The 12,796-nt window shown below is 40.3% G+C and carries 11 protein-coding genes and 1 pseudogene; 9 read left to right on the forward strand and 3 right to left on the reverse strand.

What is annotated here, in order from left to right:
* Window positions 1-84 precede the first annotated feature (84 nt).
* Window positions 85-687, reverse strand: a complete 603-nt coding sequence (locus ACLJJ6_RS00075; RefSeq protein WP_412989446.1) for a sugar O-acetyltransferase — start codon at window positions 685-687, stop codon at window positions 85-87.
* Between the two features lie 42 nt (window positions 688-729).
* Window positions 730-1,182, reverse strand: a complete 453-nt coding sequence (locus tag ACLJJ6_RS00080) for a MarR family winged helix-turn-helix transcriptional regulator (RefSeq protein WP_412989447.1) — start codon at window positions 1,180-1,182, stop codon at window positions 730-732.
* Between the two features lie 152 nt (window positions 1,183-1,334).
* On the opposite strand from ACLJJ6_RS00080, the gene ACLJJ6_RS00085 reads away from it, so the two are divergent.
* The 7 genes and pseudogenes from ACLJJ6_RS00085 to ACLJJ6_RS00115 all read left to right on the forward strand — a co-directional run bounded on the left by ACLJJ6_RS00085 (window position 1,335) and on the right by ACLJJ6_RS00115 (window position 9,957).
* Window positions 1,335-2,735 carry an MDR family MFS transporter gene (locus ACLJJ6_RS00085; protein ID WP_412989448.1) on the forward strand — a complete coding sequence of 467 codons (1,401 nt, stop codon included), beginning with the start codon at window positions 1,335-1,337 and terminating at the stop codon, window positions 2,733-2,735.
* 72 nt (window positions 2,736-2,807) lie between these two features.
* The gene (locus ACLJJ6_RS00090; protein WP_412989449.1) at window positions 2,808-4,808 is read left to right on the forward strand and encodes an ATP-binding cassette domain-containing protein; all 2,001 of its coding nucleotides are present in this window, start codon (window positions 2,808-2,810) and stop codon (window positions 4,806-4,808) included.
* 131 nt (window positions 4,809-4,939) lie between these two features.
* A pseudogene (locus ACLJJ6_RS00095) lies at window positions 4,940-5,116 on the forward strand (hypothetical protein); the annotation flags it as partial.
* Between the two features lie 326 nt (window positions 5,117-5,442).
* Window positions 5,443-6,255 (forward strand): oxidoreductase, encoded by an 813-nt coding sequence (locus tag ACLJJ6_RS00100; protein ID WP_412989450.1) that lies wholly within the window; start codon window positions 5,443-5,445, stop codon window positions 6,253-6,255.
* 11 nt (window positions 6,256-6,266) lie between these two features.
* Window positions 6,267-7,247 (forward strand): helix-turn-helix domain-containing protein, encoded by a 981-nt coding sequence (locus ACLJJ6_RS00105; protein WP_412989451.1) that lies wholly within the window; start codon window positions 6,267-6,269, stop codon window positions 7,245-7,247.
* 670 nt (window positions 7,248-7,917) lie between these two features.
* Window positions 7,918-9,249 carry a GH25 family lysozyme gene (locus ACLJJ6_RS00110; RefSeq protein ID WP_412989452.1) on the forward strand — a complete coding sequence of 444 codons (1,332 nt, stop codon included), beginning with the start codon at window positions 7,918-7,920 and terminating at the stop codon, window positions 9,247-9,249.
* Between the two features lie 15 nt (window positions 9,250-9,264).
* The gene (locus ACLJJ6_RS00115; RefSeq protein ID WP_412989453.1) at window positions 9,265-9,957 is read left to right on the forward strand and encodes a hypothetical protein; all 693 of its coding nucleotides are present in this window, start codon (window positions 9,265-9,267) and stop codon (window positions 9,955-9,957) included.
* An 87-nt stretch (window positions 9,958-10,044) separates the two neighbouring features.
* On the opposite strand, the gene ACLJJ6_RS00120 is transcribed toward ACLJJ6_RS00115, so the two are convergent.
* Entirely contained in the window at window positions 10,045-10,980 is a 936-nt protein-coding gene (locus tag ACLJJ6_RS00120) for an alpha/beta hydrolase fold domain-containing protein (RefSeq protein WP_412989454.1), read from the reverse strand.
* Between the two features lie 195 nt (window positions 10,981-11,175).
* Here ACLJJ6_RS00120 and rsmG point away from each other — a divergent pair, with 195 nt between their 5' ends.
* Together rsmG and ACLJJ6_RS00130 are read left to right on the forward strand one after the other, a co-directional pair.
* Window positions 11,176-11,928, forward strand: a complete 753-nt coding sequence (gene rsmG, locus ACLJJ6_RS00125) for a 16S rRNA (guanine(527)-N(7))-methyltransferase RsmG (protein WP_412989455.1) — start codon at window positions 11,176-11,178, stop codon at window positions 11,926-11,928.
* Window positions 11,925-12,788, forward strand: coding sequence for a ParB/RepB/Spo0J family partition protein (locus tag ACLJJ6_RS00130; protein ID WP_412989456.1), 864 nt, complete (start codon window positions 11,925-11,927; stop codon window positions 12,786-12,788). Before rsmG ends, ACLJJ6_RS00130 begins: the two co-directional genes overlap by 4 nt.
* Window positions 12,789-12,796 lie beyond the last annotated feature (8 nt).

The raw sequence follows: 12,796 nt of genomic DNA on the forward strand, positions 1-12,796 counted from the left end.
TATATAAATAAAGAGAACCCCTCACATTGTTCAATCAGCCAATGTGAGGGGTTCTCTTTACTTATTCAGTTTATTTAACTGCAACTAGCGATCAGTGAAATCATTTCCGTTAAATTTGGTTTTGTCTTCACTAGTAATTTTTCTGATGACACGGCAAGGATTTCCAGCGGCAATAACGCAGCTAGGAATGTCTCTAGTCACGACGCTCCCGCCACCGACGATACTACCTTTCCCGATGCGTACACCTGGCAAAATTGTGACATTAGCAGCTATCCAAACATCATCTTCTATATGAATAGGTTTCGCAATACAACCGCCCATTCGTCGTTCAATAGAATCAAATAAATGATTACTCGTATATAAGCCGACTTTTGGTCCTAGTAAGACATTATTACCAATTTTAATTGGAGCACCGTCTAACATGACACAATCATAATTCGCGTAGAAATTATCACCTATGACTATATTTCTGCCAAATTCACATCTGAAATTTGGTTCGATAGTAGGATTTTTTCCAACAGAACCCATTAAATTGCGAAGCAGGACTTCTTTTTTAACTGCGGTGCCTGCGTCATTCAACTTATTGGTGGCGGTGGTTGCTCTGGCTCTAAGCCGAACCAGTCTTGGATCCAGATCGTCATAGGGTTTTCCCGTAGCCATGTACTCGAATTTTTCTTCTAAATTCACGGTTTACGCCAACCTTTCGGATTTATTAAGCAAAGCCTGTAGTTATTTTTCATTCAACTCATTAACTTTATCAGTAAAGTTAGCAGATATGCTTTTAGAAAATTGAATAAATGTTTGTGCATCCTCGGGGGAAAAATTTTTAAAAGCGGTTTTTTCTACTTCATTCCAAATTTCAGCAGCTTGAGTGGCTACCTGTCTCCCCTTAGATGTCAAACTGATGATGGTTACGCGTTTGTCTTTTTCAGATTTATTTGTACGTATTACTTCTGATTTTAATAAGCGTTTCACCGACTTGGCTATTGTGGAATGATCAACGCAAAGTGCTTTCACAAGCTCATTTTGTGAGCGATTATCCTCACGAAGTAACTCTAAAAGAACTAAATCCTGACCAGGATAAAGCCCTAATTTTCGAATTTTTTTGGTTGTCAACGCCCGGTGGCTTAATACCAAATCCATGATTGCCGTCCCCAGGGGAAAATCCAAATTCACATTCATAAACTATCCTCCATGTCTTATCAATTTGGTTTGTTGGCTACTATTATCAACTAAATCACATTAATTTTCAATAAATAGTTGCCAGCCACATAATTATATGCTATATTTATGTGGCTGGCAACGGTTATTTTTGAAATTTTGGAGGTCACATTTTGGATATTACAAAAAATAGAGATGTAAATGGCAAAACATATAATCGACTGCTATTAATTATTTCCGTACTGGTAGGCGGATTTATGGCAGTTTTAACAGAAACATTATTAAATAATGGTTTGCCTGCAATTAGTCAGAGTCTACATGTCAATATGGCGACAGTGCAATGGTTATCAACGGGTTATTTATTGACGATTGGCATCATGATGCCTATATCGGCGCTTCTTTTATATAAATTTAATTCAAAGAAACTTTATCTTAGCTCCCTAATTATTTTTTTGTTGGGTTCCGTTATTTCGTATATTGCTCCTAACTTTTCGTTACTTTTAACAGGGCGGATTATTCAGGCGGTTAGTGTAGGAATTATTATGCCGTTTATGCAAAACATCATTGTAATGATTTTTCCTATTGAAAAACGGGGGATGGCGATGGGATTAGCAGGTGTGGTAATTGCGCTTGCACCAGCCATTGGACCTACACTGTCTGGGTGGATAGTTGACAATTATTCCTGGCGTGACTTGTTCGGCTTGTTAATTCCGATTTCTATAATGGTAATTTTATTGGCTGTAGTTGGTATGCGTAAAATTATCGTCACAACTAATCCTAAAATTGATAGTCTGTCGATTATTTATTCTACTGTTGGTTTTGGTGGACTCTTATATGGTTTTTCAACGTTAAGTTCTGGTTCTTTAATTGTTAGCATTTTAGCACTTGTGATTGGGGTAATCGGGGTTTGGTTACTAGTTAGACGTCAACTTCGAATGCAAACGCCAATGCTCGATATGCATGTTTTTAGATCCAAAACGTTCACGTTAACTACCTGGTTGAGTAGCTTAAGTAATATGTCCTTTATTGGGATGCAATTGCTTGTTCCCCTTTATCTGCAAAGTGTTTTCCAAGTATCCGCACTGACAGCTGGTTTAGTCATGCTGCCGGGGGCACTTATGATGGGGGTCATGAACCCAATTGCAGGCAGGTTATTTGATCGCTATGGCATTCGTGTTTTGGCTATCATCGGTTTTTCTATATTTACGATAACAACGATTCTTTTTGTGATTATTAATCAAAATACCCCTTTGGTGTTAGTGACTATTTTATACGCTATTTGGATGGGTGGTATTTCGTTAATAGTTATGCAATTAGGAACGGCCGGAATTAATGATTTGAAGGAGAGCCTGATAGCCCATGGAAATGCGGTGAATGCCATGGCAAGACAAGTTGCGGCTGCCATTGCTACGGCGCTGCTAATTTCGATTTCTGTCCTTGGAACCAAATTTTCTCACAGCAGCAGTTTGATAGTCACACAATTAACAGGTTATCGGACGGCATTTCTTGCAGTAGCCGTTATCTCGGTAGTAGGTTTGTATGGCGTTTTCAAATTAAAGAAACAAAAGAATTAATTCTGATAGATCTAAATCTCATAGTATAAATAAAGACTTTTAGGGCACGGAACGTGATATAGGAGGATGCAAATGGCATTTCTAGAAATTAACAACATTAAGAAATCATATTATCTAGGCAAGGAAGAATTTCCTGTTTTAAAGGGGATTACTTTAGACTTTGAATTGGGTGAATTTGTTTCCATTCTTGGCGAGTCTGGCGGTGGTAAGTCAACTTTGATGAATATTATTGGTGGATTGGATCGCGAATTTCAAGGTGAAGTAAAAGTTAATGGGGAAAAATTGGATCACCGAAATGAAAAGGAACTCGATAAATATCGGCGTGAAACGGTTGGATATATTTATCAATCCTATAACTTAATTAGTCATCTTACTGTTTTAGATAACGTACTGATTTCTCTAGATATGACCAATTTAAGTAAAAGTGAACGAGAGAGTCGTGCAAAACACTTGTTGGAACAGGTGGGGTTAAGCGCGCACATTCACAAATATCCCAATCAACTGTCTGGCGGTCAAAAGCAGCGCGTTGCCATTGCCCGTGCCTTAGCCAATGATCCTAAAATAATTATTGCAGATGAACCTACAGGCGCATTAGATTCTCAAAATACGGAAGAAGTACTAAAAATTCTAAATGGAATTGCAAATGAGGGGAGATTAGTAATTACGGTAACCCATTCTCAAGAGGTTGCCAGTACGGGGACGCGAATTGTGCACTTGATAGACGGTAAAATCGGTGATGAGCAAAGAATTCGGCCGGCTTCCTCTCAGAGTATGACTGCGGATCAAATGCAATCGCGTAAATTACCCTTAGCAGTCAGTTTCAAGATGGCATTGAAGCATCTAAAATTTAATTTTTGGCGTAATTCATTGATTGCTTTTGGAACGGCGATTGGCCTTTTTGCAGTTATTCTATTTTCGGGATTGGGAAACGGAATAAGTGGCTATATCAGTAAACAAGTAACGGCTATGGCGAATCCGCAGGTGGTTTCTGTTTCTCGATATTCGAAGACAACCTCCCAGGGGCCAGAAAACGGCGCGCAGAATTCACGGCCCGGCGGAACTTCGACAACTAATGAAACAAAAACCATTACTGAAAGTCAGCTGGAAGAAATTAAGCAACTTAAAAACGTGACTTCTGTTGAGCGCAGCTATACTGCAAGTAGCGTCACGATTAAAGCTAACAATCAAAAAGAGATAAGTGCATTAACGTTCACCAATTGGACAAAAGCAATTACTAAAGAGTCCCTGGTTGCTGGGCACGCACCCAAAAAAGGTGAAATCGTGATTAATAAAACGGAAGTCGCAAAGAGAATTAGTAAGAAAAATTGGAAAGATGTGATTGGTAAAAAGATTCGGTTTAGCTACGTCACGACAAATAAAGCTAAGCAACCGGTAACGGTTGCGGCTGATGTCGTTATTTCTGGAATTGTAGAAAGCAGTAATAGCAATATGGCGTCTAATTATATTAACACAGCAACATTGACGCATGCCCTAAAGCAGGCCAATGTTGCTACTGATAAAACAAGCTCAGTAGCGGTTAAAATTAATGACTTAGATCAGGTTAATCAGGTTACTAAACAAATTAATCGCATCAGAAATCAATCGGATAAGCGTGTTTTTAAGGCAACTTCGGTTTCCAGTTTAATAAATACGATCAAAACCTATATTAATTTAGCATCGACTGTGTTAGCAGCGATTGCCGGCATTTCACTAATTGTTTCCGCATTGATGATCATAGTTACAATGTATATGTCAGTTAGTGCTCGGACAAAAGAAATTGGTATATTAAGGGCTTTAGGTGAAAGTAAAAGAGATATCAGGCGTTTATTTATCAGTGAATCGCTAATCATTGGTCTTGCTAGCGCTGTAATCGGGACGCTGGTTGCCTACGGGAGTGGAGCTGTACTAAACATTGCGCTGTCTTCGCTTGCTGCATTTAGCTTTGTTCAAATTAGTTGGATAAATGTCATAACTGTTTTTGCAATAGCGTTGATCATTTCACTTATTGCTGCTGTCTTGCCAGCCCGGCATGCTGCTTCAGTAAATCCAATTGATGCTTTAAGTGCAGAGTAACGTCAGTAACTAACGGTAATGAAAATAAGGAAAATCCTTTTTATAGTGGGAATTGTAATAAACGGAATCAGGACAAATACCAGGATTGTCTCGCTTCCGTTTTTTAGTATAATTGTACCTCGCTTAAAGTCGCTATCGGTTCCGTGGAGCAAGCCACTACAGTATCAGGATTGACTGTTATTGGTGGTTTTTCAACGCTGATGTTTGTCAGTTTTCCTGTATTACAATCGTTTGGATTAATCACGGTCCTGGATACGGCCTACTCAATAATTGGTACACTAACTATCTTACCGGCAGTTATCTATTGATTCAGGCCGCGAAAGAAAAAATAAGTAAAGCAGATGCCGTCCATTAGCGATTAGTTTTGTAGGGCGCCCATCATGTTAACTAAGTCCACATCAGAAATGGTGTGGCTTTTTTGACATCAAGTAATCACACCTAAAAACGATCAGTTTGAAAAAATGAGTTACGAATGCGCACGAGCAGGAAAACCTGGTTGTGTCATAAGAAGTTGGATAAATAATCGTGTGGCATCAATTGCATAGTTATTGGCACACTATGCTATGTCATTTTGCCGTCATTCTCAGTAAAGTAGTCTTATACACAAGAAGGTCAACTTGAAAGGAAGATTTGAATGAAAGCTATTTTAATTACCGGTGCAAGCAGTGGGATTGGATACCAAACAGCAGCTTTATTAGCAAAGCAGGGCAATAAAGTGTATGGTGCAGGTAGAAGGATTGAAAAAATTGAACCCCTTCAAAAGTTAGGCGTTATTCCGTTAAGCTTAGATGTGACGAATGATGACTCCGTAGCAAACGCAGTACAACATGTTATTGACGAGAGCGGTCGTGTTGATGTGTTAGTCAATAATGCTGGCTACGGTTCATACGGTGCTATCGAGGACGTTAGTATTGAAGAAGCCAAGCGTCAGTATGATGTAAATGTATTTGGGGTTGCTCGTTTGACAAAAGCAGTTTTGCCCTATATGCGTAAGCAGCACTCTGGCCGGATCGTCAATGTTTCTTCGGCAGGTGGCCGTTCCACAAGTATTTATGGTGCTTGGTATCATTCATCTAAGTATGCCTTGGAATCCTTTAGTGACGCCCTACGAATGGAGGTACAACCATTTGGAATTGACGTGGCTATTATTGAACCCGGGGCGGTTAAAACGAACTGGGGCTTTATTGCCGCTGATCATTTAGAAAATTCAGCGCAAGGTGGTCCTTATGAAAAAGATGCCACCAAGATGGCTAAGGGTTTAAGGAAATTCTACTCTTCGAAGAAGCTGTCTGATCCTAGCATTATTTCTAAAGCAATTGCAGATGCGATTAATAAAAAACGGCCTAAGACGCGTTATCTAATTGGCTACAGTGCCAAACCATTAGTTTTGATGCATGCGCTGCTGCCTACCAGATTACTTGACTATGTGTCTAAAAATGCCATGTAGAGGTGACTTTTATGCGAATGACGTTTATTAAACAATTCCAACAGTTTTTAAAAGCAATGGCTATTCCGGCTGATGAAGTTTTACAAGCGGCCCAAATTCCCAACACCCTTTGGAAAGGAGAAATTGAGCTTTCTACAAGCGATTATATTCGTTTAATGAACGCATTTGATGCTGCTTTTACGGATGAAAAAATAATCGCTTTTAGTGACATTTCGAAAATAAGCTTATTCATGCCAGGCTTTTTTGCAGCTTTGTGTTCGCAAAACGGGTTTGCTGCGCTGAAGCGGTTTGCAAAGTATAAACGTTTAACTGGCCCAATCCTTGTAGATGTTACTGAAACATCCTCTGAAGTGACCGTCAGCCTGAGCTTTATTGATGAGCGAGAAAAATTACCGCGTTTCGTGGTGCTAAATGAACAATTATTAATGTTAAGCATGTTGAAAACTGGCAGCGGGCATAACATCGTGCCCATTCAGGTAGCCGCGCCTTTTAAGTATGGCGACTTGATTAGTAACTATTTAGGGATTGAAACGAGTTACGCCACTAAAAATAGCCTAACATTTAGTAAGAAAGACTTAGAAATCCCGTTTCAAACTAAGAATAATGCCATGTTGGAATATCTGGAGCCCGAATTGGGCCGTAAGTTACAAGAACTTTTGAAACAGGAAAATTTTGTGGATTTAGTGCGTTCAAAACTGTTTTATGCCATTCCGAGTGGTAAGCAAAGTGTTGCTGATGTTGCACGATCATTGGGAATCAGTGTGCGAACGTTGCACCGTAATCTAAGTATTGAGCACACGACGTTTAATCAACAAGTTAAATATATTCAAAAAGAACTTGCTTTAAGTTATTTAAGAAATCAAAATTTAAACACGAATGAAATTGCCTATCTGGTTGGGTATGCGGATCCCAATTCCTTTTCCCGTGCTTTTAAAACGTGGACGGGGACCACGATTACCCAGTATAAGAAGCGGGTTGCCAGAATATCGTGATTAAGAGTCGTGGGCCATCCTAAATAGGCCTATCCAGTTATTTTAGCGAGTAGGGCAAAGTGCTTTAACTTCACACATAACAACGGAAGCCGAATGATTTGATCGTTCGGCTTCCGTTGTTAATTAAAGGGGGCAACCTTTTTCCCACAATTTTGGTTATGAAAGTTCGGAGATCTGGGGAGTTTTTTGATCCCTTTTTGAAAAAGGTGCCATAATGGTGATTTAGTTACCGGAATAGTTATTGAGGCTCGAAGATGTTTTACGGTAGTTACAGATAGGCCTTTGAAAATGAAAACCATTGTTTCACGTGAAAATTTCAGAATACTTTCATGAATAAGTAACAACTAAAGATAGGGTAACAAACATTTAATAAGCGATAAATTTTAAAATGAATTCGCTTATTTTAACCTTCATTTAATTTTTTTCTGGTATATTATTTATACAGGACTTTTTTGTCCACATTATCCCGGGGTTCTTTTCAGACCGTTTGACATACATAATTTAATAGCAATCCAATCCCTGCATAATGTTAATGAGTGGGGATTTTTCAGTATATAGGACACGAAAAAGGGTTTTATAGGCAGAATGCTCCCAAAACTCCCGCCTCTTAATATGATATGTTAGTCAATTTAAAAAGAATCCTTCAATATATTAGGAAGGAAGTTTTCATATGGATATGGTACATAGGCATTTAAAGATTCAGCATTCATTCATTTTAAAACTGATTATGGCTTTTATGAGTCTCATCATTTTTTCGGTTTCAGCTCAAAATGCACATGCGACAACACTAAACTCTCAAATTCCTGATTTGTCAGAATGGCAGGGAAAATTAACCGCAAGCCAGGTACAAAAGTTGGCCAAGGTGGAGCCGTTCATTATTTTGCGTGTGCAATACGGCAGTGATTATAAGGATAAGTACTTTGCACATAACGCAGCGTTGTGTGCGCAATATGGTTTAAAGTATGGTGTTTATTCTTTTAGTCAATACATCAGTACGGCAGATGCGAAGCAGGAAGCAAAGGATCTTTATAACCGAGCCCCCAATGCTAGCTTTTATGTGAATGATTACGAAGAACAAACGGTGACGAGCGGGACCACAAACTCAGCAACGAAGGCTTGGTATACGGAGTTGCACAGTCTTGCACCCCACAAACGTATTTTGTTTTATTCATATAACAGTTTTGCGCAAACTTACGCAGCTTCCGCTATGAAGAGTTATAACGGTTATTGGTTAGCCGATTATACTTCGATCGAACCTACTGCTATTTCCCATGTTTTGTGGCAGTATACCGATAGCTGGTATAGTTCACCATTAGCACAGTATGTCGATGCCAGTTTGAAATATAAAGAAAATGTCAGCTGGTTCCTTTCTTCTAAGGCCATCAGCTATAAAAAGTATGTCACAGAAAATAGTGCCAAATCAGGATACCCAATTTGGAAAGACTTGATGTTTAGTGCGAAGAAGGCAAAGACAGGTACCACTGGTAAAACCTACTATGCTAAGTACTATTACAAGCATTATAACGGGCGCAAGTACCTTTCCTTATACAATAAAAACGGAAAATGGGTTGGGTATGTGAATGCCAGTGCGATGAGCGTCTTAACCGCCCACAGCTACAAACATACTGCAACAATTTATCAATCAAATTATAATGTTTGGAATAATTTCTTGTGGGCCAAGGTTAAACACTACTCGAAAAATTATCTGAACAAAAAATTTACAATTAAATATCAGTATTTCCGTGGTAACGGTCAAGCCTACTACTCGTTATATAATGGCAATACTTGGTTTGGTTATGTGAATGCTAAAGCAACTTGGAAGGCAATCAAGACCAATAAGACGGTTAAGATTTCGTCGAAAAACCAAACTATTTGGAAAAACCTATCATTTACAAAGAAGGTTGGCAGTACTAACAGTTACTATGGCAAGACTTACTACTCTTTGTATAGCGGCAACACTTGGGTTGGTTATATTAATAAGAGCTTCGCGACGACAAAGTAGAAAGGCGGTTATCACATGAAGAAACAAAAACGATTTATTTTAATGGGATGCAGTCTGATTTTTAGTTTGGGACTCCTTTCTTTGAGTGGCGCAACTAATCAAGAGGCTAAAGTCGCGCACGCGGTGACAACTCCTGCTAGCAAGGGAATTGAGGCTCCTCAAAAGGTTGATGGCACCAATACAGCTGCTAAAACAGTCACTGGAAATAGCACTAGTGGTAAAGTCACTTATACCAATGGCTCAAGCAGCACAACTACAGCGACTTATCAGCAAAACAAATATCAAAATAGTACCCAGGCCAAAAATACGTTTGCGACTAAGCAGCGAGTGACCGAGACCAATGGGACCAAGCTAAAACTTTCGGATGGTACCACCGCAACACGACAGGGTGTGATGGGCCACGTTTATATTCAATGGCAAAAGAACGGTTGGCACGTCACAGCCGTTGCCAACACGGATGATTTAACCACCACCTCGGTGAACAAGACCAATAAAGCGGCCACAGCGGTTGCCAATAAGGTGCAACAGTCATTGAAAAATAACCAGGTAACCACGCAAAAAGTTACCCAAGGAAATGCGGTAATTTACGCTGCTAATCAGCAAAAACCGGTCAATGATATTACCTGGCAAGAGAATAAGACGGTGGTGCAGGTCAGTGGTACCAATGCCACAACAACGGCTAAAATTGCTCAAGAAACTTTGAAATAATTTACAAATTTAGAATAAAAAAAGAGACCCAAAACATTTGCAGCAGGCCATGTCGTATGGCTGACACGCATTGGTTGGGTCTCTTTTTTAGTTGAAAACAGATTGAATAAAGTTGTGAACGATTGAAAGACAATGAGGAGTGAAAAAAGCATCAGTACCATGATCACTACCTGTTAGACGGTAAAAATCGACGGATTGATGATGAGCTTGGAGCGCGTTATAGAGTAAAACGCTCTGTTCAAAAGGAACTAGGCGATCCTTATTACCATGCATGATTAGAAAAGGTGGGAGCTTTTGATCCGTAATATAAGTGATGGGGTTTGCCTTTTGTACCTGCTCAGGGATTTCGTTAAGGTTATGGCTCCCAAAAAATTCTCCCTCTAAACTGTGGGCAGAAGTGTGATCCTGGGTGGAAGGGACCGCGTTCATGCGGCTAATATCAGTAGGACCATAGAAATCAATCACTCCCTGATAGGCCAGCGGCTGTTTACTTGGCTCTTCCGCGTTAAAGTCAGATAGTTGGGTTGTTAAAGCCCCCATAACGATCGTATGCGCTCCAGAAGAATCTCCCCAGGCCAAGTATTTTGTGGCATCAACGTGATAGCGGTTTGCATGCGCCAGCATAAAACGAGTGGCCGTGTGAAAATCAATGATTTGAGCTGGAAAAGGATCATCAGGGGCCCACCGGTATTCAACAACGGCAATTACATAACCTAACTTAGCTATTTTGGCGAGGTGCACGAGATGTTCACCAACATTTTGTTTATGAAAGGCAGATCCCGGCACGTACATCAACAACGGAAATTTCTGTGAAGATGTTGTGGCGTTAGGGGGCATGATAATTTGGAGATGCAGCGTTAAGTTACCCCTTTGTGCATACGGAACATCGGCAATAATCCGCGGGTAAACTGGGGTGGTCGCCTCATTTAGAATTTTCATGCCGGCGGGCTGATCTGTCGCAGCCGGGAAAGCTGTTAAGGAATATTTTTTTGGTGCAACAAATTTATGATCTAAATGCGTCATATGAAGTCATCTTCTTTCTTGATTTAGCATAAGGGATTTTTCGCTGTTTTGCATGCATTTCGAATCGTCATCCCGAAAAAGCCCGTTAATTATACGTTTAGTGCGATAGCAGATTGCGGGTGTCGCCTTGTCGCCGTTTTAATAATCAGCTATAATAATGTGGAACACTTTTTTGTTTCACAATGGAGGAAATTAATGAACCCTGAAGCATTTAAACAAGCACTTGCGGAGCACGGAATTAAATTATCCGAGCAACAAATGCAGCAGTTTCATACATACTATGAGTATCTCGTCACCGTCAATGAACATGTTAATTTGACGGCCATTACTGATGAATCAGAAGTCTATTTAAAGCATTTTTATGATTCCTTATTACCCGGAATTCAGCATCCAACCTTGTTCCAAGGTGCAATAACCTTATGTGATGTGGGAGCGGGCGCTGGATTTCCCTCAATACCATTAAAAATTGTCTTTCCGCAATTACAGGTTACCATTGTGGATTCATTGAATAAACGGATCACTTTTTTGCAGCATTTGGTTGAAAAACTGGGTTTGACTGGTGTAACGCTCTGTCATGATCGGGCAGAGACGTTCGTAAAGGAAAAATTAGGCCATCGCGAAAGTTATGATTTGGTGACGGCACGTGCGGTTGCCCGTTTATCAGTTTTAGCTGAATTATGTTTGCCGTTGGTCAAACTCGGGGGACAGTTTGTTGCGCTGAAAGCAAGTCATACCCAGGTTGAGTTACACGATGCAACCTGGGCCATTCAAGTTTTGGGTGGTGCTGTGAAACAGGATGAACAGTTACAATTGCCGGTTTCTGGTGATGAACGCCACTTGGTGTGGATTGATAAAATTACTAAAACGCCAAAGAAATATCCTCGCAGACCAGGAACCCCCAATCGGGAACCCCTGGTGAAGCGAGAAGAAGGAAGTAACCAAGCATGACAAGGAAATCAAAAGTATCAATGGGGGCGGAAAAACTTTTGCGTGCAGAGGATGCGCAACAAGTTAAAGATTTGGACTTGGAAGACATCCATCCTAATCCTTATCAGCCACGTCATAATTTTGATGCAAAGGCACTTAGAGAGTTGGCAAATTCCATTCAGGAATCAGGTGTTTTTCAACCCATTGTTGTGCGTAAACAACCAGTCGTGGATAATTATTATGAGTTAATTGCCGGAGAACGCCGCTTGCGAGCAGCCAAAATGGCGGGGTTACAGACAATTCCGGCTTTAATCAGCCAATTAAGTGATGCGGAAACGATGGAAGCTGCTGTTATTGAAAACTTACAGCGAGAAGATTTAACGCCTTTAGAAGAGGCCCAGGCTTACGATTCATTGATGGCCAAGCTTAATTTCACGCAGGCTCAAGTTTCCGAAAAATTGGGTAAAAGTCGGCCTTATATTGCAAATTATCTGCGCCTGTTGCGTTTACCCCAGACCATCAAAAACATGCTACAAAGCGGCGAATTATCGATGGGCCAAGCACGAACCTTGCTAGCTTTAAAAAATCGGCATAAACTAATCCCGCTGGCCAAACGGGTGGTTGCCGATCATTTAACGGTGCGTCAGTTGGAAAACCTAGTTAATCAGCTGAATGCGCAGCCGACGCGGATACCTAAAAAAACGCCAGCAGTCCAAAAACAATCACCTTATGTGCGTGCAATCGAGGAGCAACTCCAAGAAAAGTTTGGAACTAAAGCCGTTTTAGAACAAAAAGAAAAGGGTGGAAAAATCGAGATTAACTACGTCTCGAATGATGATTTGAGTCGGATTCTCAATTTGTTGCATATATCTTTAGATTGAGGGGAAAA

The organism is Pediococcus siamensis, assembly GCF_047220215.1.
Classification (GTDB): Bacteria; Bacillota; Bacilli; order Lactobacillales; family Lactobacillaceae; genus Pediococcus; species Pediococcus siamensis.

Bases quoted from the DNA above. Each gene is read 5' to 3' on its own strand.
- ACLJJ6_RS00080 (WP_412989447.1), bottom strand. From the start codon at position 1,182: ATGAATGTGAATTTGGATTTTCCCCTGGGGACGGCAATCATGGATTTG.
- ACLJJ6_RS00090 (WP_412989449.1), top strand. From the start codon at position 2,808: ATGGCATTTCTAGAAATTAACAACATTAAGAAATCATATTATCTAGGC.
- ACLJJ6_RS00100 (WP_412989450.1), top strand. From the start codon at position 5,443: ATGAAAGCTATTTTAATTACCGGTGCAAGCAGTGGGATTGGATACCAA.
- ACLJJ6_RS00105 (WP_412989451.1), top strand. From the start codon at position 6,267: ATGCGAATGACGTTTATTAAACAATTCCAACAGTTTTTAAAAGCAATG.
- ACLJJ6_RS00110 (WP_412989452.1), top strand. From the start codon at position 7,918: ATGGATATGGTACATAGGCATTTAAAGATTCAGCATTCATTCATTTTA.
- ACLJJ6_RS00115 (WP_412989453.1), top strand. From the start codon at position 9,265: ATGAAGAAACAAAAACGATTTATTTTAATGGGATGCAGTCTGATTTTT.
- ACLJJ6_RS00120 (WP_412989454.1), bottom strand. From the start codon at position 10,980: ATGACGCATTTAGATCATAAATTTGTTGCACCAAAAAAATATTCCTTA.
- rsmG (WP_412989455.1), top strand. From the start codon at position 11,176: ATGAACCCTGAAGCATTTAAACAAGCACTTGCGGAGCACGGAATTAAA.
- ACLJJ6_RS00130 (WP_412989456.1), top strand. From the start codon at position 11,925: ATGACAAGGAAATCAAAAGTATCAATGGGGGCGGAAAAACTTTTGCGT.